This window comes from Streptococcus suis, assembly GCF_002960445.1.
Classification (GTDB): Bacteria; Bacillota; Bacilli; order Lactobacillales; family Streptococcaceae; genus Streptococcus; species Streptococcus hyiners.
Map to the genome: position 1 here is coordinate 50,258 of NZ_POJD01000294.1, position 24,074 is coordinate 74,331.

The window sequence follows — 24,074 nt, forward strand, 5'->3', positions numbered from 1 at the left end:
TGGTAACGATATTGACAAGTTTGATTGGCTGCAACAGTCTGAGAATAGACTGTTGAAGGTAGGAAATGAGCAAATAAATTGGTTACTTCACAACAATATTAACTAGTTTGTTCGGAACACTAATCACCTTCACCACTGTTTGCCCAGCGATTTCAGCTTGGACTTTTTCGTCTGCAAGGGCAACTTTTTCAAGTTCAGCTGGTGCTAAGTCTTTGGCTACGGTCAAGCGAGCTTTTACCTTGCCTTTGATTTGGACAACGATTTCCACTTCGCTTTCTACTAGCTTGCTTTCGTCATAGACTGGCCATGCGACATAGCTGATTGACTGGCCTGTTGCTTCCAGACCTTGCCAGAGTTCTTCTGCCAAGTGTGGTGCAAATGGGGCAATCAATTGGACAAAGCCTTTGGCGTATTCGACGTAGAGTTTGTCTTCCTTGTTGGCTGCGTTGACAAAAATCATGAGCTGGGCGATAGCCGTGTTGAATTTCAGGTCTTCGATATGCTCTGTCACCGTCTTCACAGTTTCATTGTAAACCTTATCAAGCGCTCCGCTATTGTCCACCACAAGCTCCTTGGTAGTCAAGAGGCGATAAACACGGTCCAGGAACTTACGGCTGCCTTCAAGGCCTTCTTCTGACCAAGCAATAGAGGCATCAAGTGGGCCCATGAACATCTCGTAAACACGGAGGGTATCCGCACCAAACTGCTCGACTACATCGTCTGGGTTGACCACGTTTTTAAGGGACTTAGACATCTTAGCAGGTGCCTGCTCCAACTCTTCACCAGTTTCGATGTTGAAGAAAGAACCATCACGTTTTTCAACTTTATCTGTCGCTACAAGGGCACCACGGCTGTCGCGGTAGCTAGTTCCCAAAATCATCCCTTGGTTAAAGAGTTTTTGGAATGGCTCTTTAGTCGGCACAACACCGAGGTCGTAGAGGAACTTGTGCCAGAAGCGTGCGTAGAGCAGGTGAAGGACTGCGTGCTCGGCACCACCGATGTAGATGTCCACCGGCAACCAAGCTTTGAGAAGCTCCTCATCTGCCAATTTCTCGTCATTGTGCGGGTCGATATAGCGGAGGTAGTACCAGCTAGAGCCCGCCCATTGTGGCATAGTGTTGGTCTCACGGCGACCTTTAACACCGTCTTCACGTACCACTTCCAACCAGTCTGTCAAGTTAGCAAGCGGTGATTCACCTGTACCTGAAGGCTTGATGTCTGAGGTTTTTGGCAATACCAGAGGTAACTCATTTTCTGGTACTGCTGTGGAAGTTCCATCTTCCCAGTGGATGATTGGAATTGGCTCACCCCAGTAACGCTGGCGGCTGAAGAGCCAGTCGCGGAGGCGGTAAGAAATTTTCTCCTGACCGACACCATTTTCTTCCAACCAAGCCACCATTTTGGCAATGGCTTCTTCCTTGTTAAGACCATCTAGGAAGTCTGAATTGATGTGGGCACCGTCCTCTGTATAAGGAGCTTCTTCTACATTGCCACCTTCCAGAACTGGAATGATGTCCAAGCCAAACTGTTTGGCAAATTCCCAGTCACGCTCATCGTGGGCAGGAACGGCCATGATAGCACCTGTTCCGTAGCTTGCCAGCACATAGTCCGCAATCCAGATTGGAATTTCTTTGCCATTGACAGGGTTGATAGCATAGGCACCTGTCCAGACACCTGTCTTGTCTTTAGCTAGGTCTGTACGGGCCAAATCTGATTTGAGAGAGGCTTGGCGTTTGTACTCTGTCACGGCCTCTGCCTGCTCTGGTGAGGTAATGCTATCCACCAAGTCATGCTCAGGGGCAAGAACTGCATAGGTGGCACCGAAAAGGGTGTCAGGACGGGTAGTAAAGACTGTGAAGTCCTTGTCTGTGTCCTTGATTTTGAAGGTCACATTGGCACCCGTTGACTTGCCGATCCAGTTGCGTTGCATGTCCTTGATAGACTCTGGCCAATCAACTTCCTCTAGGTCATTAAGCAAACGCTCCGCATAGGCTGTGATTTTCAACATCCATTGGCGCATTGGCTTGCGGACAACTGGGTAGCCACCACGTTCAGACGTTCCGTCAGGAAGGACCTCTTCGTTGGCGATAGCTGTTCCCAATTCTTCTACCCAGTTTACAGGCACTTCTGCCTCATAGGCTAGGCCTTTTTCATACAACTTAGTGAAAATCCACTGAGTCCACTTGTAGTAGTTAGGGTCTGTCGTATTGACCTCACGATCCCAGTCGTAAGAAAAGCCAAGGGCATTAATCTGCCGTTTGAAGTTGGCAATGTTTTCTGCTGTAAAGTCAGCTGGGTCATTGCCCGTATCCATAGCGTATTGTTCCGCTGGCAAACCGAAGGCATCCCAACCCATTGGGTGAAGAACGTTGTAGCCTTGGGCACGCTTGTAACGGCTGAGAATGTCCGTCGCAGTATAACCCTCTGGGTGACCAACGTGCAAGCCCGCACCAGACGGATAAGGGAACATGTCTAGGGCATAAAAGTTTGGCTTAGCCGCATCTGTTCCCGTCTTAAAAGTATGATTTTTTGCCCAAAATTCCTGCCATTTGGGCTCGATTTCCTTGTGATTGTAGAAGCTCATGTCATTTCTCCAATAAAATTGATTATTTTCTTATTATATCACGAAATCAGGAAAGAAAAAAGCAGGATTGTAAACCCTGCTAAAAATAGCTTTTTCATGTTTATTGAGTATTATTCCCCCAGAACCGAATCAACAATGATTTCAAAATCTGTCCGTTCATCACGCGCCTTGATGCCAGCCTTGACATTCAAAACGTAATCGGTGATAATACCGTCAACTTCCGAATTGACAAAGCGCTGGATGGATTCTTCCGTATTGACTGTCCAAACAATGACTTTCTTGCCTTGGGCTTTCAGGTCGGCAACCTTTTCTGGACTAGCCTCTGCCTCTTCCATAATCAGATAATCGCCCTGCAGGTCTTCTGTCTGACCAATAGAGAAGTAATAGAGATAACCAGACACCATCTCAGGATAGGTTGCTTCGATGTAGGTAATCAGCTTGTAGTCCAAAGACAGCAGAGCTACTTCCTCCTCAACACCATAGGCCTTGACCATGGCAACAATGTCATCCACCATTTGCTTGTCGGCTGTTTTGCCCTTCAGCTCGATAAAGAGGCCAATCTTGCCCTTGCTGGCTTCAATCACCTCCTCAATCGTAGGAACTGGCTGGGCTGGACGGCTACTGTCAAAAGCATCCGCAACCTGCAAGTCCTGAATTTCAGCCAGAGTCATCTCACTGGAACTGCGGCTGTCCCCAGCAACACGCTTGAAATCACCGTCATGGTTGAGGACATAGTGACCGTCTTTGGTCCGTTGAATATCAATCTCAGACCAGGCCACCCCTTCCTCCGCAGCTGCTAAAATACCTGCAATCGTATTTTCAGCACCCAGGTCACCTCCACCACGGTGGGCGACTAAGGCAATCTCACGATTTACACGGAAAATCGTGTCAAAATGCTGCACCAACAAGTAAGCAAAGACAAAATTTCCTGCCAAGATGAGCAGAATCAAGCTGGTCACCAAAAACTTGGTACGCAGGCGAATGGTCGGCAAGATGTCCTCCCGCCACTTACTGGCCTTGGTCGAAAGTGTGACCGCTGCAGTACGACCCTCAGCCTCTTCGTAGTCATAAAAGGCTTCTGTCACTCGATAAATCATCATCGGCGGAAAGAGGAAGGTTAGAAAGCTGACAATATCCACGACTACAAGGAGGATAAACAAGAGATACAAACGACTTTGATTTGTCTGCTCTGCCTGACTGACCAAAACAAAGACAAGCAGGGCTATCAAGGCAACAAGGAGAGGGACAAAGTAGACAAGGCCATTTTTCACAAAAATCCCGACAAGTCGCTTGATGAGCGCTCGACCGTATTTCTTTGTCAGGTCAAGGGAGGAGCGAATAGCTGAAGCAATCGTTTTCCCGCCAATGAGAACATAGTGGAAGGTGAATATCAACCGATAGCTCAGATAAGTCAAAACCAAGAGTACACCTGCATAAAGTGACAGATAAAGAGGATTGGCATAAATCACCGAAGTGATAAAGTTGGGAATCTGGAACTGCCGCATAGGGCCAATGGTAACACCCAAGCCCAAAAGCGGGAAGATCAAGGATACATAGACCATGAGCAAAAGTCCAGCTGGACTAAAGAGGGACTTGAGGGAGGTCAAGCTCAGCCAGAGCATGTGCCGGGCGGTCATTTCAATCTTTTCTTCCTTTATAAGAGCACTGGTCAAGATAAAGGTGTTGACATCTAAACCAATCAAAATCACCATCATGACCAAGGTCGCCAAAAGAAAACCAATCCCTTGGAAACTCAAGAGAAAGGACACATAGTCCCCACTGGAAATCCCTGTCCGCCCAGATAAAGCTAAAAAAGTATCAATGGCAAAGGAATACAAGGGATAAATAAACAGAGCCAACAGCCCCTTACTAAGCAATTGGTATTTGGTGAAAAGCCAGACGATCCGACCACGAAAAGCCCAGCTGGTTGAAACTTTCTTTCCTGTTTTCATATCTCCTCCGAAAAGTTTTTTTGTTATTGTACCATAATTTATATTCTGTAACAATGCCGACTAGAGAGTGCTATTTCCCACAAGAAAAAAGGCTGGGAAAGCCCAACCTTTGTCTGTTTTACCAAATAATCACACGGTCTTCTTTGGCACGCCACATGCCGTCGCCTTCTTGAACGCCAAATGTTTCATGGAATTCATCGAAGTTTGGCAACTGGATGTTGGTGCGTAGGTGACCTGGTGCATGGACATCGACACTTGCCAACATCTGCATGAACTCAGGACGGGCCTTCATTCGCCAGATACGAGCAAAGTTGGTGAAGAACTCTTCTGCGGAGAAGTCGTCCTCCGACTTAGCTGCCTCAAGAGCTGCTGCAATCCCACCAAGGTCGGCAATGTTTTCTGACACAGTCAACTTACCATTGATTTTGGCACCGTAAGAATCCTGACCCTCAAACTGGTCAATGACCTGCTGAGTACGGGCTTCAAAGGCAGCATAGTCTTCCTCTGTCCACCAGTTCTTAAGACTACCGTGCTCATCAAAGGAAGCACCGTTGGAGTCAAAGGCATGGGAAATCTCGTGGGCAATAACCGCACCGATACCGCCGTAGTTAGCTGATGAAGACTGCTCCAGCGAGTAGAAAGGCGCCTGCAAAATGGCTGCTGGAAAGACAATCAAGTTCTTCTGTGGGTTGTAGTAGGCATTGACCATGTGAGCTGGCATGCCCCATTCCTTCATGTCCACAGGCTTGTTCCACTTGCTCCAACCATGAGCAATGTCAATCTTGTTTAGTTCGATGGCATTTTCCACCAAGGACTTGCTTGGGTCAACAATCTTCTTATAATAACGCTCTGGCAAGGCTTCTGGGTAGCCGATGTAAGGCTTGATAACATTGAGTTTGACAATGGCCTTGTCACGCGTTTCCTGAGCCAACCAGTCTGCCGTTTCCAAACGAGACTTGTAGACCTCAATCATCTTAGCGACTTTTGCTTCCACATCGGCCTTGGCTTCTGGTGAGAATTTTTCTCCAGCATACCAAAGACCGAGGGCTTGGTTAAAGTAACCTTGTGCCAGATTGTAGGCTGCTTTTTCTTGGTTTTGAGCCTGTGGTGTACCAGAAAGGGCACGGCTGTAGGCTCCTGCTAGAATACGGATTTCATCCGACAGGAAGGCTGTATAAGCTCCTGCCGCTTTCAAAATCAAGGTCGCCTTCAAAAGCTCCCAATTATCCGCACTGTAAATTTCCTTAGCAGCCTGCCAGAAACGTTCCTCAGGCACGATAATCTTGTCTGGCGTTTGACCTAAAATCGCTGTGAAGAAATCATCCAAAGGCAACTCTGGTACCAAAGCAGTAAAATCTGCCCACTCATACGGATGATAGAGTTTGGCATATTCAGACCCCTCTTCATTTGACAAGACATACTTGGCAATCGTGGCATCTAGTTCCAAACGCTTGTCCAATAGGTCCTTGATTTCCTCATCGCTAAAACCAAACTTTGGCAGGAGGGCTTCCTGGCTCTCTCTCCACGTTTTGAGCAACTCTGCTCCTTTTTCATGACCTTCCTCATAGTAGGTCGTATCTGGCAGGATAATACCTAGAGAATCTGCCCAGAGAACATTGGTGGTCGCATCCATAAAGTCAGGTGCCACGCCGAAAGGCATGAGGTTTGGCTTGCCAGCTAACTCGAATTCTGCCAACTTGCTGGTGAATTCTTCGAATGAGTTGAGTGCCTTGTACTCTGCAATCAAGTCCTGGGCAGGCTCTGCTCCCAAACGGTCACGGGTTTCATAGTCAGCCACTTGCTTGTGGAAGGCTACAAAGTTTTGCAAAACGCTATCTTCTGGGACATTTTCCCCAGCCAACCATGCGTTTGTCGTGTCAATCATAAGTTTTTCAATCTCATCCGCCAGGTCTGAAAAACCTCCAGTTCTTGGCTTATCATCTGGAATGACAGCTGTTTTTGCCCATTCCCCATTGACGTATTCGTAAAAATCATCTTGTAAACGTGTCATTGATTTTCTCCTATCCTCTTTTTTATTTACTATAGTAACAAAAAAGTCTGACAATTTCATTTGCCAAACTAGGTTTTTAGGGCATTTTTTAGGAAAAAGCTGACGCAGACTGTCAGAAGACCCATGACCGAACAGGTGCCAGACATGGTCAGGTCAAGCCAGCTGGCAAGACTAAAGCCTAGAACAATCATCAGAATGGCGCAGCATTGCCCCAAAACTAAAAACTGACAGAAATGCTTCGACCAAGGTAAAGCAGCCATACTGGGCGCTAGTAAGAAAACAATGACCGCCATAGAGCCGACCGCTTCAAAGGACGAGACCGTTGTCAAGGAAACCAGAAAAATCAATCCCAACTCCAGTCTTTTGGTGGCAATCCCTTGGAGTTTAGCCTGCTCCTTGTCCAAGAGATAGAGGGTCAGAGCTTGAAAATTCAAGAAAAAGAAGACCAGCAAGACCAGTAAGAGCCCGACGGACTTGACCAAGGCCAAGGGTAGCGATAACCCTAAAAAATCAAGCCTGTTAAGAGGGGCAAAGAGCACCTCGCCCATCAGGACCATATCCAAGTCCAGATGGACATTACGGGCAAAGAGGGAGATGAGAATAACAGCTAGGGCAAAGAAAAAGGTAAAGAGCAAACCCGTCGCCGCATCCTGAGCCAACTTGCGAGTGTGTAGCCCCTCAATCGCTAGGACTGTCAGTAGACCAAAAACCGCCGCCCCAAACAAGAGCAGGGGGGAATCTAGGCTGTGACTGACAAAGAAGCCCAGTACTATCCCCAAGAGGACCGAGTGGGACAGGGCATCTGCCAGCATGGCCTGATTGCGCACCACCAAGACAGACCCAATCAAGCCACAAGAAGAACCAACAGCCAGTAAAATCAATAAGACCTCAAGCACCTGCATTCTCCTTTCTGATATAGGTCACATAAGCAAAAGCCACTAAAGAGGACAAACTCAAGCAAACAATAATAGCCGGACCAGTCGATAACCCTGTCACAACCGAACTCACATAACTTCCAAGAAGGGCTGAAAATCCAGCAATTCCAGCCGCCAAAGCTAAGGTTTGGCCATAGGACTTTCCTAGAAGCAAGCCAAAGACAGCTGGAGCTATCAAGAAACTACTCATCAGGATAGCCCCAACCACCTTCAAACCAACCGCAATCAAACTCATCATCAGAAACAGGCTCATACGGTCAATCTTTTCCACAGGAATCCCCACTAGCTTGGCAAACTGTTTATCAAACAGATAAAGCTTAAGTGACTGGTAGTGCCAGCCAAATAGGAACAAGGCTACCAAAGCTACTAGGCAAATCAATACAACATCATCCAGCTGCATAAAGGCAGCCTGACCAAAAACATAGTTTCCCAAGCCTGCCTGGGCGGCTCCTTGAAAGGACTCATTGCCCTGAACATACTGCTTGAGAACCAAGCCAAGTCCAAAGAAGGCCGCTGAAACCAGAGCCAAAGCATTGACCCGACTGGTCCGCCCCCTTCGACAGAGCCAGCTAACCAAGCCGTAGGACAGGTAGCCCGAACCCACCGCTCCAAGCAACAGAAGCAAGGGCTGACGCGATTGAAAGACCATATAGGACAGGATGATACCTGGATAGGCCGCATGCCCCAAGCTATCCCCGATTAAACTTTGCCTGGTCAAAACACTGATGGTTCCGATCTGACTAGCCGCCAGAGCCAAGACCAGAGTTCCCAGTGCCACAGTCCAAAAAGAATAGTCCTGCAAGAGATCAAGCATGACCGAGACCCTCCTTTAGAAACAAGGCAGGTTCCTGACCATAGGCAGCCTGATAGGCTTGCAGCAAATCCACCTGATCCATAGCCCCCTCTGCCACCAAGCGACCATTGAGCCAGAGGACATAATCAAAATACTTTTCCAAGGTCAAAAGGTCATGGTGGATAACCAGGGAGGTCTTGCCTTCTTGCTGGAACTTCTTCAAACAGTCCATGATGACTTGCTCTGTCACCTGATCAATCCCAGCCAAAGGCTCGTCCATCATGTAGATTTCAGCTTCCTGGGCCAAGGCCCTAGCTAGAAAGACCCGTTGCCGCTGACCTCCAGATAGCTGGTCAATCTGCCGATTGCGTAAATCACTAATTTTCATCTCTTCCAGAGCCTGCTCTGCCTTTTCCTTATCCAAGGAACTTGGTCGGCGGAAGAAACCACTGGTATGGGCAAACCGCCCCATCAGGACAATATCCAGAACCCTTGCAGGAAACTGCCAGTTCACCTGGCTGGCTTGGGGAATATAGGCAACATTTTTTTGAATAACTTGGTCCAGTTTCTCTGACTGACCCAGTAGCGAAACCTTGCCACTTACCCCCTTCTCCAATCCCAAAATCGCCTTAAACAAGCTCGATTTCCCTGCACCATTTGGTCCGACCAAAGCCGCACGACAACCCTTGGGCAGCTGAAAACTGACCCGATCTAGAGCCTTGACCTGGCCTGCACCATAGTGCAAGGACAAGTCCTCAACTCTCAGTATTTCTTCCATTCTTCCAACCTTTCTTACTGCAAATGCTCCACAATTAACTGGACATTGTGCTTATACATATCTATAAATGTTGCTCCCTCTTCCCCTTCTGGTGCTAAGGAATCTGAGAATAACTCCTTGCCTTCACCGCTTACAATCGCTACTTGACCACCCTTGGCCTTGACAGCTTCTTGCAATTTTTCCATGCGTTCTGGACTGGTTGTTGACTCGGTAAAGATAGCCTTGATACCATGTTCTAAAATCATATTGGCCGTTTCAATCATATCGCTGTTGGCAACTTCAGACAAGGTACTAATGCCCTGCGGTGCATAGAGAGTAAAGTCATAGCTGGCTGCGAAGTAGTTAAAGGCATCATGAGGGGTGACTAGGTAACGGCTCTCAGCAGGCAGGACACTCAACTCTTTTTCAATCCAAGTATGCAAGTCATCCAACTGAGCTAAGTAGTTTTCCGTATTTTTCTGAATCAGCTCTGCTTTTTCCGGAAGAAGTTTTTGCAACTCCTCTGAAGCTACAGCTACCGCTGATTTATAGAGGGGAATAGAAAACCAGAAGTGAGGGTCCACAATCTGCTGGCCATCCTCATCCATTGTAGTCAAATCCGACTGGGCAAAGTTCTTAGAAACCGCCACTCCCGTCTTTTCCAAGGCTTCCACCATCTTGCCCTCAAAGTGCAATCCATGGTAGAGAACAAGGTCAGCCTTTTGTAATTTTGATAAATCACTAGATTTGGCTACATACAAATGAGGGTCTTCCCCCGCTGGAATCAATAGGTCCCGCTCCACCTCATCTCCTGCCAGCTGATAGACCATATCGCTGAGGAAAGAGGTCGTGACCGCCACTCGCGGCTTGCTGGAAGCCTCTGGGCTTTGCGTTGAACGACAGGCTCCTAGTCCGATAAGGGACAATAGCAGAGCCAAACTAAGAATTAGTTTTTTCATAGTAGGTTCTCCTTTGTATTTTGTTAGGCATGCTTAACTTTAGTTTTAATATATATTAAAAAATTCTTTCTGTCAATGATTTTTATAAAATTTTGGTATACTATTCTTACTAGAAAGTGAGAGAATATGACACCAAACAAAGAAGATTACCTGAAAGTCATCTATGAACTAGGGCAGACAGAACAGAAAATCACCAATAAGCAGATTGCTGAAAAGATGAATTTTTCCGCCCCAGCCGTTTCCGAAATGCTGAAAAAAATGGTCACGGAAGAGCTGATTGAAAAGGATAAATCAGCAGGTTACATCCTCAGCCAAGTCGCCTTGGAAATGGTGGCCAACCTCTACCGTAAGCACCGCCTGATAGAAGTCTTTTTGGTCGAGCAGCTGGGCTATTCCCCTGAACAAGTCCATGAAGAAGCTGAAATTTTAGAACACACCGTTTCAGACCATTTTATCAACCGACTGGATAAACTCCTAGGTTATCCCCAAACCTGTCCACACGGAGGCAGTATTCCTAAAGAAAACCAGTTGCTTGTAGAACGCTACCAGACCCGACTGTCTCAGCTGACAGAAACTGGCTCCTACCAACTGGTTCGTATCCATGACTTCTACCAGCTTCTCCAATACCTGGAACAACATGAGTTAACTGTCGGCGATCAACTACTTGTGACAGACTTCGACCAGTTTGCCCAAACCATCACCATACAATATAAGGACAAAGAACTGGCTATCCCTACAGCCATCGCCCAAGAATTATTCGTAGAAAAGACTAATCGCCCAGCCTAAACAAGCTGAGCGATTTTGCTTTTTATTTTTCAGCGGTTTCCACTAATTTACTTTTCTTTATTGCTCCCCACGTTAACCCAGCTAAGACAAGATTCCAAAGCAATAATATTTTTATAGAATCAGTATTCATTGAAAAATGTTCCTTGGTAAAGAAGTCTGTATAGGCTCCCATAAAAGAATAGCCTACAACAGTTTCTACACCTTCTTTCAAGTCAGCAAACATTGGCAATAAGGCTACAATAAAGGTAACAGGCAAGCCATTGATTTGAGCCTTAGACTGTGTATCAGAAAGCAAACCAATGCACATATTGATTAGCATGACCGCCACGGTTGTCAGGAACATTACAAGAGCATATTCTCCATACATTCCTTCTAAATCTGTTTCAGTCAAAATTGGAAATGAAATCAAGGTAATCACCATCATTATCAGGGGGTGAATAAGGACTGATAGGATGTATTCATGGTATCTGACACCGCTCAACAACAAGGTCTTGAGCATATTTTTTTCTTTCTCTTCCGCAATCATGGTTGAAATCATCATTCCAATAGACATTGCAATTGCCATAGACAAACAGATAAACATGAGTTTCATTCCTGCTGCATCCATAAAATTCTTATAGAGTAAGACCAGCATATAAGGCAACAATATCTGGATAGCTAGGTTCTTATTACTTACTAATAGTTGATTTCTCAGCCAAATCAAGGCATTCATTCTTCTAAACATTTAACTTCTCTCCTGTCAATTGAATAAAAATATCTTCGAGCGTTGGCTCGCATGAGTGGACAGCAATCGCGTTTGATAGGTCATCATTGTCAAAGTTTACAAACGGAATTTCTTTTTGACTAAAATCAGAATAGGTCACTCTTACCACCTTATCCTGATTGTATCTCTGAATAATATCTCTCGGGATACCTTTTTCCACTAACCTACCTTTGTTTAGTAAAACTAATTCATCACAAAGCAGGGTAGCTTCACGCATATCGTGAGTCGTCAAGAAAATCGTCGTTCCTTGTTCTTTCAAATCCATAAGTAGGGCATGTATGGATTGAGAGGTAGTTGGATCTAACCCACTTGTTGGTTCGTCAAGAAAGAGAATTTTTGGAGCATTTAGTAATGCCCTGACAAGTAGCATGCGTTGTTTCATGCCAGTTGATAACTTATCAGCAGGTGTCTTCTTGCTATCAAACAAGCCAACCTGTTTCAATAATTCATCTATTTTCCCTGCTTTCGCACCAAATAATTTTCCATACAACTGTAAATTCTTTTCCAATGATAATTTCTCATAAAAACCACTTTTGTCACTGACAATCCCTATTTCTTCTAGATCTGATGAAGTCAAATCAGAAGAATCTTTGCCTAGCAACTTACCTTTTCCTTGGTTTGCCTTCATCTGACCTGTTAAAATGTTAATCATCGTTGTTTTACCAGAACCTGACGGCCCTAAGAATCCAAAGATGTTCCCCTCACGAATTTCAAAACTAATACTATTTAAGGCAACTTTATTCCCAAATGACTTTGTAATCTTATCTGCTACAATCATTGTTTCTTTCATAACTCTTCTCCTTAATTCATCGTGTGATTCTTTATAATCCTAGTATAAGAGAAAAATAAAAAAAGCAACATGACATGTACGTCAGGTTGCATATTCTCTATTTAGAAACGTGCTAAATCATTTTCCTTTTCCATCTTAAGATTCTTCACTAGAATATCATCATTAAGCATCTTTGCGAAGGCAATTGCCTTGTCATATAATTCTTCTACTTTTTCCTTATCATTTTCCACTTCTAGATAGTATTTCGCTTCAAAAGCATAGACTACTGGTTTGTGTTGATAGTTGGTTGATTCCTCAATGATTTCCCTTAGAACATTGATATAAATAAGATAATCTTTTGGATTTGCTTGAACCAAGATATTGATTAGTATCCTCTCCAGAAGATACAAACGTTCGGTATCGCCATAGTCAATATGAAGCAAGACTTTTTGAGATAATTCCTCAACATAAGAATTGTCTTCCAATCCCACAATACAACACATGAAATAAATGTTGATAATCAACAAGTCATTGTAGCTATATCGTTTCTTTTTCAAAATTTGATGAAAATATTCTTCTAACAGTCCCTCACCAAATCCTGCATCTTGGCTACTAAATATATTTGCCTGAGCTTGCAGCACTTCAACTAGGAGCTGTTCCTCTTCAGGAAGATTATCATAAAAGTCATTATAAATCTCATCAAACATCGCTTCTTGCTGAGCAATGCGCTCCTCATCGCCATAGGTGTGAAACTTTATCAGTTTATTTTTTAATACCAGATAACGATTTGGAATCTCAACTTTAGAAACATCTACCAAATCCTGTAGTTGTATCCCTAATTTTTGAGATAAAAAGAGGAGTTTGGGAATTGTAGCCATTGCCTGTCCATTTTCAATTCGTGCCAACTGTCGGATCGTTAATTCTGCCTCATCATCACAAATATCTGCTTGAGTTAAGTTTCTACTGATTCGAGCATGTCGAATTTTCTTTCCAATTTCAACCTTTATATCCATAAAATCTCCCAAGATGTGTATCGTAATCTCAACTGCTAATATAAAACATTATACCATTTTCAGTAGAAAAAGCGATTTCTGTTCTTGTATCTCTAAATCTAACCTTATCTACAAACAAGATAAAAAGGCTGTACTACCCTAATTTTAATTTGTAAAAATATTTGTCATAAAAATAATATGTGATATAATACCATTAACAGCAAAGTTAAGACGGAACCCTTCCACAACAGAAGGGAGAAAATGCCTATGAAAGTTAAATGCATAAGCTAAAAACAACTACGGCTAGTATCTCCCTTGTCATCAAAACATGAAGGGGAGAAGACTAGCACCATGTCTACTTATGAGATTCTCATGGTAGTCCTTGCTATCTTGGCTCTTCTTTACAAAAAGAAGTAGTCTGACACCGTCCGTAACTAACTACTGCGGACTTTAGCATTGCTAGGGGTTACGTTTTTAACAATGCTGTGAGGGCTAACTACCCTCTTTTTTTGTACTGCCATTATTTCAAAAAACAAAAAAACGCCTGAACTTTTCAACTACTGCAGACGTTTTTTATATCGCTAGGGGTTCGTTTTTAAACGATTTACAAGGGTTAACTACTCCCTCGTTTTATGTATTAATTATATTATGTTTAGCACGTGCTGTCAACAAGAAAGTATAATTAAGTATAATTTTACTCTCTGTTACTTGGGGAAAAATAGATTTTTATAGTATAAAATCTCCTCTATTCTCTTTCAAAACCAATCGCCCAGCCTAATAAGCTGAGCGATTAGTTTTTCTTCCAATTGCGGAAAATGGATCTGGTTGCAAAAAACACTTGCCCTAGGATATATACCAAACCCAAAAAAGAACCTAGATAAAAACAAGCCAAGAGAAAGAAAGGATTGTAGGTCAAGGGTTGGATGACAAACATGAACACGAGTACCAAGCCCCACCGCATACCCCAGGTCATCTTTCTCTGAATCAACCATTCCAGCCAATCTTCTCCAACTGTACTTCTGGTTTCCAGATACTCTTGATTAAGGCCTTGAAAAAATTTTCTCATATTTCTGCCCACCTCTGCACTTGATCGTTAGCAATTATAAAATTGCTGGTTTCCTCTTAGTATACAGGCATTTCCCCAAAATGTCTACTGTCAATTTTTATCCACCAACCTGCACCAAACCAAATAAAATTTGGAGGAATAAAATAGAGGCATTATAGAAGCTATGTGCAAGGATAGTATCCGTCATTCGTCTATTGCACATATACAGACAGCCCAGATAAGCCCCTGTGATAAAGTGTCCTAAAAATGCCACTGAAAAGCTCCAAGTATGACAATAGGCAAATAGAAGGGCAGAAAATACGATGACCATTTGAGGATACTTAGGAAAATACTGGGCTGTCTTTTCTAACAAAATCCCTCTGTAAAGAAATTCTTCTAAAACGGGTGCAAACAAGACAACTGAGAGAGCCATCACCCAAAAATTTTCCGAATTTAACTGATTGACTATATCTAAGGCGTTAGAATCACTAGTGCTAAGCCCTAAATATTGCCAAAGGAGGTTCAGGCAAGTTTGTCCAGTAAATACCAACGCTGTCATACCGACTATTTTAAAAATATTCAGCTTCTCTCTTGAAAAGACTTGATGCTTCATCATTCCTCGTCTGATGACAGAAAGTAGTGCCAATATTGCAAGACCAAGCCCTATCATGACTGCAAGTTTTAGTAGCACATTCTCTTGAAAGGCTGTTATCCCCACATATGCTGGAAGTTGAATGAGCAAAGTGAGTAGCAAGGTACCCACTGCTAAACCGATGGATTTTATTATTTTCATATTCTCTCTCCTTTCCATTGTCATTTATAACCTACTCAATTGTTTTTCACAATGTTCACACCTTTAAACACTTATAACATTTAAAATGGTCACAATACTGTTCGACAAGATATGTGCCACTATCGGATATTTGAGATGGTTCGTTTTATAGTAAATCCAAGAAAACAAAAATCCTGGAAAAAGTGCCGACCAGAAACTAAAAGAAATTTCATAACTATGTACAAAAGCAAATAAAATGGCTGTAATTAACACGCTAATGATTGGATAGTGCTTACTCCTTATTCTCTCCTGAAAGATTCCCCTATAGAGATACTCTTCTCGGATAGGAGAGAGAATATTTGTACTAAGCAAGACCATCCAGCCATATTTGGACTGAAATAGCTCCAGCATACTACTATTATCAACCGTCGAGCCAGATAACCGTAAGGAAACATTTAATAGTATAATTTTAATAATGATTCCCAAAATAACCAATCCAAACAATTTACCATAGCTATAGCCTTTTGCCTCTAAACTATTGTCACGACAGTTTTTCCGAAGAGTTTCCAATAACCCAAAAACGAAAAGAGTGAGAAGAATCCAACAAAACACATGTAGGATATAACCAAGTAGGTGTTCATCTATATTCCCCCAACTCATCTCAGCAATGAAGGGGACTTGTATGACTAAGGTTAACAATAAAACCTGCACTATCAATTCATTAAGTTGTGATATAGTTTTTTGCAAAATTTCTCTAATTTTTCTTCAACGAGAACAAATAGATACAGTCCATAGGGAGTTATGAAGCGTGGTACAAAATTCTTGGTGATAAGTAAGTACAGCACATACAAGGTATAGACTATCATAGCGACATGTAGCAATTGTTCTTCTGTCATAGCAATTTTCTTTTTCACTGTCATCTCATTTCTCCTTGTTCCTATTTTTTACACATTCAGTATATGCCAACTCAGACCTATTTTTTCATCCATGTCATGAACTGTCGATATTTTGTAATGAATGACCATTTTTTCGAGAAGATGCAAAAAATCCAGCCTTTCGACTGGACTTACATCTATAAATTTTATTCCAAAAACACCAACTCCTGAACAAATCGATGATTGCTACTGTTCGTTGATATAGAAAATTTAGGATAGTTATCTAAAATAGCTTTTACATTGGCCAAGCCAATTCCTCGATTATCTCCTTTTGTAGAGTGACCATACTCAAAGATATGATTTGTTGCTACCTTATCTTCAACCGTAGTATTTTCTACAACGATAATTTTTCTGTCATCTTCCTGGAAGTAGGCAAATACAATAGCATATTTCAGCAAAAGATAAATGTCCAACTTGACTTGATAGACCTACCGATGTATAATAAACATAGAAAAAGGTAGTTGCTGGAAACAACTACCCAATGCAGAACCGTTTAAGACGGTGGCAGATTATTCGTATTAAATAACCGTTAACCTACCAAAGTTATAGACGGTTATTTTTTTGTCGTTTTCACCAATTCAAGCACTAACATCACGAGAGCGATAACAAAGTTACCAGCTACAAACATGAGTGTTAATACCTCAAAGGTTGACAAAGATAGCTTCTCCCTTCTGTTAGATTTTGATGATTTGCCCATAGGCACCACCTACCTTTCAGAAATTAGAGCCACCGTCTTTACTTTTCTGCAAAAACTATTATAGCATATTTAATAAAGAATTGTAGTCCAATTTATACTCAAAAAACCAGCCTACTTGGGCTGGTCTTCTTGTAGCCGCTCTTTGAGGCGACGACGGTATAAAATCTGCGAGGGAATGAAATAGAGAAAACTCGCTAAGATAATCCAACGTTTATCCAAATCACTGAAATAAATCGCTAAGATTAGTACAAAAGCAAGGATTAAATAAAAGAAATGATTGGTTAATAACTTTTTCATCCGACACCTCCACATTTTCTTGATATTAGTATATCAAGTTTCCTTAAAAATGTATAGTAGTCTAGCGATTTTTGGTATCTAACACAATGGTCACCGGACCATCATTGACTAGACTGACCGCCATGTCCGCCCCAAAAACGCCCACTTCAACCGGTACAAAGGCTGACAGGGCTTGGTTAAAGGCATCATAGAGTTGGCTGGCTAGGGCAGGAGCTGCCGCTCCTGTAAAGGCAGGGCGGTTGCCTTTTTTGGTATCCGCAAAGAGGGTAAATTGGGAAATGGATAAAATCTTGCCCGCCACATCTTGAACAGACTTGTTCATTTTGCCTGCCTCATCTGAAAAAATCCGCATATTGACAATTTTACGAACAGCATAATCTAGATCGTCCTGACTGTCATCTGGCCCCACACCGACTAGGAGCAAAAGTCCCTGATCAATTTGCCCATGGATGCTTCCTTCGATGGTCACACTGGCCTGTGATACACGTTGTAATACAATTTTCATCTTATCCGTTGGTCCTTTTCACTGAGTAAACTTCTGGCACCGACTTGATCTTATCCACCAGACTGGTCAAGGTTGCCAGGTTGGAAATACCAAAGGAAACATGGATGGTCGCAAACTTCATATCCTTGGTTGGCTGGGCATTGACTGACGAAATATTCTTGCTGGCATTGGTCAAAACTTTGAGGACATCGTTGAGGAGACCTGAACGGTTGAGCCCGTAGATGTCAATGTTTGCCATGTATTCCTTGGTCGAATTTTCATCCTCCCAACCGACATCAATCAGACGGACATCATAGTTTTCCTGGCTCTTGAGGTTCATACAGTCCACACGGTGAACAGCAACCCCACGCCCCTTGGTGATGTAGCCGACAATCTCATCGCCAGGTACTGGATTACAGCATTTGGCAATCCGGATCAGCAAGCCTGACGCCCCTTCAATGACCACGCCACCTTCGTGACGGATTTTCAAACTATCTTTGTTGTCATGTTTGACTTCGCCACCGTTGACCAATTCATCCGCGACAGCCTTGGCCTTAGCCCGCTCGGCTTCTCGACGTTCTTTCTCTGTCAGACGGTTAAAAATTGACACGGCAGAAACTTCACCAAAACCAACCGCTGCATAGAGAGCCTCATCGGTTTTATAGCTGGTCTTTTGCAGGACCTCGTCCATGTGGCGGCGGTCCAAGTATTGGTTGGGAACGTAGCCGTTTTCTTGGAGGAGATTCTGGAGCATCTCACGCCCCTTAGAAACAGACAATTCCTTGTCCTGATTCTTGAAGAACTGCTTGATTTTGTTGCGGGCCTTGTGGGTCTTTACAAGATTGACCCAGTCACGACTTGGACCGAAAGAGTTGGCAGAAGTGATAATTTCCACCTGGTCACCTGTCTTGAGCTTGGTCGTCAGAGGCACCATGCGACCGTTGACCTTGGCACCTGTCGCCCGCTCACCGACCTTGGTATGAATTTCATAGGCGAAGTCAATCGGTACAGAATCCTTTGGCAACTCACGCACCGCACCATCTGGCGTAAAGACGTAAATCCGCTCGGTGAAGATGTCCTCTTTGACCGAATCAACGAAGGATTGGGCATCTCCTGCCCCTTCTTGAAGTTCAATCAGGTTGTTGATCCAACGCAGCTCTTTTTCAGAAGCAGTTGCCTTGCCACCACGCTTGTAGGCCCAGTGAGCCGCCACCCCGTACTCTGCTACCTGATGCATTTCCACCGTCCGAATCTGGAACTCGATTGGACCTTTTGGCCCATAGACCGTCGTATGGATGGACTGGTACCCATTTGCCTTTGGACTGGCAATATAGTCCTTAAAACGACCTGGCATTGGCTTCCAGAGTTCATGGATGTAGCCTAGCATGGCATAGACATCGCTTGGAGTATCCATCAAGCAACGGATTGCTGTCAGATCATAGAGCTGGTCGAAGCGTTTTTTCTTATCGTGCATCTTCCGATAGATAGAGTAGATATGCTTGGGACGACCATAGATTTGACCGTGAAGATGACGCTCCTCTGTGTATTCCCTCAACTTGTCAACGACTTCATTGACCAAATCTTCCCGTTCACGTCGTTTCTCCCTCATCATTCGAGTAATCTTGTAGAACTCAACTTCATTGAGGTAACGGAAAGACATGTCTTCCAATTCCCACTTGATAGAAGAAATACCCAGGCGGTGGGCAAGCGGCGCATAGATTTCCATCGTTTCACGCGAAATCCGTTCTTGTTTGTCCTTGCGCAAATGCTTGAGGGTCCGCATGTTGTGAAGACGGTCTGCCAGTTTAACCAGAATAACCCGCATGTCTTGGGACATGGCAATCAGCATATTACGGTGGTTTTCAGCTAGTTGCTCCTCATGTGACTTGTACTCGACCTTACCCAGTTTGGTCACACCACCGACAATATGGCGAACCTCTGGACCAAATTCCGCTTCCATTTCATCCAGAGTTACCTCAGTGTCTTCTACCACATCATGCAAGAAACCGCAAGCTACGGTTACCGCATCTAGCTTGAGCCCTGCCAAAATCCCTGCTACTTGGATAGGGTGGACAATATAGGGTTCACCTGATTTACGAAATTGAGGCTTATGGGCCTCTGTCGCAAAATCCAAGGCCTTCTGAACAAAAGCAACATCTTCGGCCGGAAGGTAGGTGGCTGTTAGCCCAACAACCTCTTCTCCTGTAAAATTAATTTCCTTCATTTACTTCTCTCCCTAACTATTTCCTATTATTTTACCATTTTCACTGAAAAAGAAAAAGGGAAGCGGTAAGAGTTTGCTAAAGTCTGGCTTTTCCAGTATACTACATCCATGAACATCAGCCCTAAACTATTCGACACTATTCCATTTATTGAACATTCAGCGTTTCGATTACGTGCTATCTATGAGTCAGACCTCGATGACCTTTGGGAAATCTACTCCAATCCCATTCACTTTCAGATGACCCCCAATACTTCCACGCAAAACAAAGAAACTCTCCGCAAACGCATTGGGCATTTCCAGAGGGATTTTGATAAGAAAAAACGTTTGTTCTTGGGGTTGGAGCACCAAGGGAAATTGATTGGCGTTTTGGAAGTCTTTGACTACAAGAAACGATCTGCGTCGGTGACCATTGGCTATCGGCTTCACCATGCCTTCTGGAATCGTGGTCTGGCCAGCCAAGCGGTCAGCCTGCTCTGCCATTTCCTACTAAAAGAATGTTCAATAAAAATAATCGCCGCCTTTGTCCTGCCAGAAAATCAAGCTTCTCAGCAAGTGCTCTTGAAAAATGACTTTCAACAGGTCGGGCAAGTCGAGGAGGTTTGGAAGGGCTTGGGGCAAGTCATCCTCTTGCAGTTTGAACGAAGACAGTAAAGGCTCAGCAACGCTTCTCAGAGTTCGTGTCAACATCTCAGCGCAGTGGTTGATTGGGTTTAACAGTCCAGTGGACTGTTAAAGGTTGGAGATAAGATTTGCGAAGCAAATCTCAGCAACTCGTGTATTACACTCCAAATCTGACCTTTACGACTGTTGCGAACAGAGTTCGCCTTATTTCCAACCTCCGACAGTCACTACTCTGACTGTCGGAGCTATGCGGGGGTGGGAGTAAAATAGTCCAGTGGACTATTTTAGCCCGAGCCTACATGTTGGAAGTGAGGTGAACTCTTTTTTCAGTTAGATGAGTTCTTTCTCACTCCCTCTTATGCAAAATAGCTCCAAATCACCGCAATGAGAATAGCTGGCAACATGTTGGCCACGCGAATTTTTCGCTCCCAAACAATATTAACCCCGACACAGAAGATGAGGGCGGAGCCGATAAAGGAGAGATTGGCCAGGGCCTGATCCGTCATCAGAGGCTCAATCAAGCGTGCCAAGAGGGTAATAAACCCTTGAAAGAGAAAGACTGGCACTGCTGAAAAGCCTGCTCCCTTGCCCAAACTCGAGGTCATAATCAAAATGATAATAAAGTCCAAAATACTCTTAACGGCCAACAAGCGATAATCACCCGTCAATCCATCTTGGATGGCTCCTAGTATGGCCATAGCACCGATACAAACGGTCAAAGAAGCTGTCAGGAAAGCATCTAAGAATCGCCCATCTTGACTGTTTCCTGATTTTTCACGGAGCCAAACACCCAGCCTTTCAAACCAGCCTTCGATATGGAGTACTTCCCCAATCAAGGTCCCCAAGGACAGACTAAGGACCAAAAGCATGCTATTTTGACTTTTGAGTTGACCATCAACTACTGTCAGCAGTCCTTCTAAACTACCTGAGATTCCTAGAAATAAGACAGCTAGCCCGCTCGCCACCGTTAAACCTGATTGATGGCGTTCTTCCAGCAAGTGACCAAACCAAGACCCTAGCACACCTGCTAGGGCAATGGCCACTGTATTGATAATGGTTCCTAATGCGAACATAGACTACCTCAACAATTCCGTTGCGTAGCTAATAGCAGAAAGTGCATAGAGGGGAGCCGTTTCGGCTCGGAGGATGCGAGGTCCTAGACCAGTCTTGACCGCTCCTGCTCCTTCAAATGCGGCTACTTCCTCAGGCGACACGCCACCTTCTGGACCGACGATGACAAGGACTGATTGGCCGATTTCTAAGCCAGACAAGATTTTCACTAAATTGGCTTGTTCGCCTTCTTTTGCGGCCTCTTCGTAGGCTAGGATAATCTGGTCAAAGCCTGCCAGTTGAGCTAGGAAATCCGATTTTTTCTCAAACAAGCGAACAGCGGGAATGCGATTGCGTTTGCTCTGCTCGGCTGCGCCTTGGGCAATTTTTTCTAACTTTTCTGCTTTTTTGGCCAGTTTTTTACCGTCCCATTTGACCACAGACCAGTCAGCTGGAAAGGCCCAGAGGGCTGTCATGCCTAATTCCGTTGCCTTTTGGGCGACAAATTCGAGCTTATCTCCCTTGGGAAAGCCCATGGCAATGGTAACGGAAACGGGTAATTCAACATTATCTACCAGTTCTTCGATGATTTCAACAGATTGGTTCTGGCTGTCCACTACACGCGCCAAGCGTTTAATCCCATCGTCAAAGACCAGGACAATCTGATCATCTGCCTGCAAGCGCATGACAGAAAACATATGCTTGGCAGTGTCCTTATCGCTTATCTGGAAAATGCCCTGCGGTGCTCTGCCATTGACAAAATACTGCTGCATCCTAGCCTCCAATCACACCTGAGCGGTCAGCCGTCTTCTTAAAGACACAGCAATTCCACTCGCCCTGCATCATGTGAGTCTCAAGGAAGAAACCAGCCGCCTCCGCAGATGCTCGCACCATATCCCACTTGTCCGCGATGATACCGCTCATAATCAGGTAGCCCTCGTCCTTGACCAGACGGTAGGCATCCTCGGTCAGATGGATGAGAATATCCGCCAAGATGTTGGCAACGATGACTTCTGCTTTAATATCAACGCCACGAAGCAAATCGCCCGCTGCGACATGAATATTGCTAGTATTGGCGTTAAGGTCAATATTTTCCTGAGCTACACGCACCGCCACCTCATCCAAGTCATAGGCGTAAATCTCCTTGGCACCTAGGAGGGAGCTAGCAATGGAAAGGACACCTGAGCCTGTTCCGACGTCGATGACCGTTTCTCCACCACGCAGGACCTGAGAAAGAGCAAAGAGGCTCATCTTAGTGGTCGGGTGAGTTCCTGTACCGAAAGCCATACCTGGATCTAAGCGGATAATCTTCTCACCAGCAATCGCCTCGTAGTCGGTCCAAGACGGTACAATGGTCAAATCGTGGGTAATACGGGCTGGCTCATAGTACTTCTTCCAGTTGTCCGCCCAGTCTTCCTCTGCCAATTCCTGACTTTCTAAACTAATCTGACCTGTTTCTAAGCCAAAGCCTGTCAAATCCGCCAAGCGAGTCGCCAAATCTGCCTTGATTTCCTCAATATCCAAAGTGTCAGGATAGTAGGCCGTAATGGCAATCATATCTGACTGCTCCACCTCGGGATAGAGTTCGCCGAAACGGTCCTCCTGTCCCACATAGTCAGCCGAGTCGCTAATGGCCACTCCCTGACTGCCCGTTTCAATCATGAGATTCGAAACTGCTTCTTCTGCATCACGATGCACGTGAATCGTTAATTCTTGCCATGAGTTCATATTTGTTTTAACCTTTCTTACTACGAATCAATCTATTATTTTTTTGAATTTCATCCTACTAAACTCCACTTATATCCATCTGGGTCAAACGCTACGACACAACCATTCCAACTATAAGGATAGCTGGCCTTTTCAAAAGGCCCTATGGCATATTGATAACCACGTCCAACATTTAAAACAAATTCAGCCCCTTGACCAAGTGGTGCAGCCATTTTCTCCAGTTCTTCCTTTGTTCCCTGACGAATCCGTAAAATAATGGTATTATTGGAGCCAAAAGCATAACAGACAAGACCTTGCTCGAACGATTCGTAAACAACTGTCAATTGTAGTAGATTTTCGTAAAAAACTCGTGATCGATTCAGTTCTGAGACAAGTAGCAGCGGAGCAATATTTCCAATTTCATATACCATCTCAATACCTCGGATATGGGTAAAATTCCCCTTCCACCAAGTCTGCTCTGCCTTTTTCAAAAGCCCCGCTATCCCAAGCAATCGCAAATTCTTGGGCCTCTGGATCCGCCAAAAAGTCCATGAGGTCATCTAAACCTTGGTCGGCAGTGTCCTTGAGAAAACCTGCGAAGTAGGTCAGAAACTCTGCTGAAAAGCCCTTCTTGGCGTCAAATGGCAGAGCGACCAGGTAGTCTTCCTCGTCAAAGCGGGACTTGTCCTGGTTGTAGAAAAGAACATACTCCTCCAAGAAAATATCCTCCGCAGAGGCATTGCCTTCGTCGTCCACCGTTTCTATCCCAGCCGTATTTTGTGCTTCCAAGATAAAAGCCAACTCAACAGCATGGTTTTTCTTGTCCCAGTTGAGCTCGTAATCATAGGTAAAATGTTTGTCCAGTGCTGCTTCCAGCACATCTAAAAAGCCATGTTTTGCCATGTTTCTCTCCTTTATTGTCTATAAACGTTGATTTAATA

At 44.3% G+C, this 24,074-nt stretch carries 25 protein-coding genes; 2 read left to right on the forward strand and 23 right to left on the reverse strand.

The features are described 5' to 3' along the window. Positions 1–82: 82 nt before the first annotated feature. From leuS to C1G53_RS10650, 7 genes are all read right to left on the reverse strand, one after another. Complete coding sequence (gene leuS, locus C1G53_RS10620; RefSeq protein WP_105118633.1) at positions 83–2,584, reverse strand: leucine--tRNA ligase; 2,502 nt, start codon at positions 2,582–2,584, stop codon at positions 83–85. A gap of 110 nt (positions 2,585–2,694) precedes the next feature. Beyond that, on the reverse strand, positions 2,695–4,536 hold the full coding sequence (locus C1G53_RS10625; RefSeq protein WP_105118634.1) for a glycerophosphodiester phosphodiesterase family protein: 1,842 nt from the start codon (positions 4,534–4,536) through the stop codon (positions 2,695–2,697). A gap of 118 nt (positions 4,537–4,654) precedes the next feature. Continuing rightward, the gene (locus C1G53_RS10630) at positions 4,655–6,547 is read right to left on the reverse strand and encodes a M13 family metallopeptidase (protein WP_105118635.1); all 1,893 of its coding nucleotides are present in this window, start codon (positions 6,545–6,547) and stop codon (positions 4,655–4,657) included. A 68-nt stretch (positions 6,548–6,615) separates the two neighbouring features. Next, entirely contained in the window at positions 6,616–7,443 is an 828-nt protein-coding gene (locus C1G53_RS10635; protein WP_105118674.1) for a metal ABC transporter permease, read from the reverse strand. After that, positions 7,436–8,296, reverse strand: a complete 861-nt coding sequence (locus C1G53_RS10640; protein WP_105118636.1) for a metal ABC transporter permease — start codon at positions 8,294–8,296, stop codon at positions 7,436–7,438. Before C1G53_RS10640 ends, C1G53_RS10635 begins: the two co-directional genes overlap by 8 nt. Continuing rightward, positions 8,289–9,053, reverse strand: a complete 765-nt coding sequence (locus tag C1G53_RS10645; RefSeq protein ID WP_105118637.1) for a metal ABC transporter ATP-binding protein — start codon at positions 9,051–9,053, stop codon at positions 8,289–8,291. Before C1G53_RS10645 ends, C1G53_RS10640 begins: the two co-directional genes overlap by 8 nt. Before the next feature lie 14 nt (positions 9,054–9,067). Continuing rightward, a complete protein-coding gene (locus tag C1G53_RS10650; RefSeq protein ID WP_105118638.1) occupies positions 9,068–9,991 on the reverse strand; it encodes a metal ABC transporter solute-binding protein, Zn/Mn family in 924 nt (307 codons plus the stop codon). 126 nt (positions 9,992–10,117) lie between these two features. Here C1G53_RS10650 and C1G53_RS10655 point away from each other — a divergent pair, with 126 nt between their 5' ends. Then, positions 10,118–10,777, forward strand: a complete 660-nt coding sequence (locus tag C1G53_RS10655) for a metal-dependent transcriptional regulator (RefSeq protein WP_105118639.1) — start codon at positions 10,118–10,120, stop codon at positions 10,775–10,777. Between the two features lie 22 nt (positions 10,778–10,799). Here C1G53_RS10655 and C1G53_RS10660 read toward each other — a convergent pair whose 3' ends face one another. The 11 genes from C1G53_RS10660 to C1G53_RS10715 form a co-directional block, all read right to left on the reverse strand. Next, the gene (locus C1G53_RS10660) at positions 10,800–11,501 is read right to left on the reverse strand and encodes an ABC transporter permease (protein WP_105118640.1); all 702 of its coding nucleotides are present in this window, start codon (positions 11,499–11,501) and stop codon (positions 10,800–10,802) included. Then, positions 11,494–12,330 carry an ABC transporter ATP-binding protein gene (locus tag C1G53_RS10665; protein ID WP_161941414.1) on the reverse strand — a complete coding sequence of 279 codons (837 nt, stop codon included), beginning with the start codon at positions 12,328–12,330 and terminating at the stop codon, positions 11,494–11,496. Before C1G53_RS10665 ends, C1G53_RS10660 begins: the two co-directional genes overlap by 8 nt. A 101-nt stretch (positions 12,331–12,431) precedes the next feature. Beyond that, on the reverse strand, positions 12,432–13,322 hold the full coding sequence (locus C1G53_RS10670; protein ID WP_105118641.1) for a helix-turn-helix domain-containing protein: 891 nt from the start codon (positions 13,320–13,322) through the stop codon (positions 12,432–12,434). 769 nt (positions 13,323–14,091) lie between these two features. Next, the gene (locus C1G53_RS10675; RefSeq protein WP_161941415.1) at positions 14,092–14,367 is read right to left on the reverse strand and encodes a hypothetical protein; all 276 of its coding nucleotides are present in this window, start codon (positions 14,365–14,367) and stop codon (positions 14,092–14,094) included. A gap of 97 nt (positions 14,368–14,464) precedes the next feature. Further along, entirely contained in the window at positions 14,465–15,139 is a 675-nt protein-coding gene (locus tag C1G53_RS10680) for a CPBP family intramembrane glutamic endopeptidase (RefSeq protein WP_105118643.1), read from the reverse strand. A gap of 63 nt (positions 15,140–15,202) precedes the next feature. Beyond that, complete coding sequence (locus C1G53_RS13690; protein ID WP_419579792.1) at positions 15,203–15,778, reverse strand: CPBP family intramembrane glutamic endopeptidase; 576 nt, start codon at positions 15,776–15,778, stop codon at positions 15,203–15,205. A 421-nt stretch (positions 15,779–16,199) separates the two neighbouring features. Further along, positions 16,200–16,451 carry a GHKL domain-containing protein gene (locus C1G53_RS10695; protein ID WP_238139141.1) on the reverse strand — a complete coding sequence of 84 codons (252 nt, stop codon included), beginning with the start codon at positions 16,449–16,451 and terminating at the stop codon, positions 16,200–16,202. A gap of 155 nt (positions 16,452–16,606) precedes the next feature. Beyond that, the gene (locus C1G53_RS10700; protein WP_024416971.1) at positions 16,607–16,750 is read right to left on the reverse strand and encodes a putative holin-like toxin; all 144 of its coding nucleotides are present in this window, start codon (positions 16,748–16,750) and stop codon (positions 16,607–16,609) included. Positions 16,751–16,861: 111 nt separating this feature from the next. Further along, positions 16,862–17,047 carry a hypothetical protein gene (locus tag C1G53_RS10705; protein WP_024379357.1) on the reverse strand — a complete coding sequence of 62 codons (186 nt, stop codon included), beginning with the start codon at positions 17,045–17,047 and terminating at the stop codon, positions 16,862–16,864. Between the two features lie 61 nt (positions 17,048–17,108). Further along, positions 17,109–17,552, reverse strand: coding sequence for a D-aminoacyl-tRNA deacylase (gene dtd, locus C1G53_RS10710; RefSeq protein WP_105118646.1), 444 nt, complete (start codon positions 17,550–17,552; stop codon positions 17,109–17,111). Between the two features lies 1 nt (position 17,553). Then, positions 17,554–19,755: a RelA/SpoT family protein gene (locus C1G53_RS10715; RefSeq protein ID WP_105118647.1), complete on the reverse strand. Its 2,202-nt coding sequence runs from the start codon at positions 19,753–19,755 to the stop codon at positions 17,554–17,556. Between the two features lie 108 nt (positions 19,756–19,863). On the opposite strand from C1G53_RS10715, the gene C1G53_RS10720 reads away from it, so the two are divergent. Continuing rightward, complete coding sequence (locus C1G53_RS10720) at positions 19,864–20,406, forward strand: GNAT family N-acetyltransferase (protein WP_105118648.1); 543 nt, start codon at positions 19,864–19,866, stop codon at positions 20,404–20,406. 326 nt (positions 20,407–20,732) lie between these two features. Here C1G53_RS10720 and C1G53_RS10730 read toward each other — a convergent pair whose 3' ends face one another. The 5 genes from C1G53_RS10730 to C1G53_RS10750 are packed head-to-tail and all read right to left on the reverse strand — an operon-like array spanning position 20,733 to position 24,036. Beyond that, entirely contained in the window at positions 20,733–21,449 is a 717-nt protein-coding gene (locus C1G53_RS10730; RefSeq protein WP_105118649.1) for a DUF554 domain-containing protein, read from the reverse strand. A 3-nt stretch (positions 21,450–21,452) separates the two neighbouring features. Beyond that, entirely contained in the window at positions 21,453–22,199 is a 747-nt protein-coding gene (locus tag C1G53_RS10735; RefSeq protein ID WP_105118650.1) for a 16S rRNA (uracil(1498)-N(3))-methyltransferase, read from the reverse strand. 1 nt (position 22,200) lies between these two features. After that, the gene (prmA, locus tag C1G53_RS10740) at positions 22,201–23,154 is read right to left on the reverse strand and encodes a 50S ribosomal protein L11 methyltransferase (RefSeq protein ID WP_105118651.1); all 954 of its coding nucleotides are present in this window, start codon (positions 23,152–23,154) and stop codon (positions 22,201–22,203) included. Between the two features lie 50 nt (positions 23,155–23,204). Next, positions 23,205–23,564, reverse strand: coding sequence for a VOC family protein (locus C1G53_RS10745; protein ID WP_105118652.1), 360 nt, complete (start codon positions 23,562–23,564; stop codon positions 23,205–23,207). A 1-nt stretch (position 23,565) separates the two neighbouring features. Continuing rightward, the gene (locus C1G53_RS10750; RefSeq protein WP_105118653.1) at positions 23,566–24,036 is read right to left on the reverse strand and encodes a DUF3013 family protein; all 471 of its coding nucleotides are present in this window, start codon (positions 24,034–24,036) and stop codon (positions 23,566–23,568) included. Between the last annotated feature and the right edge of the window lie 38 nt (positions 24,037–24,074).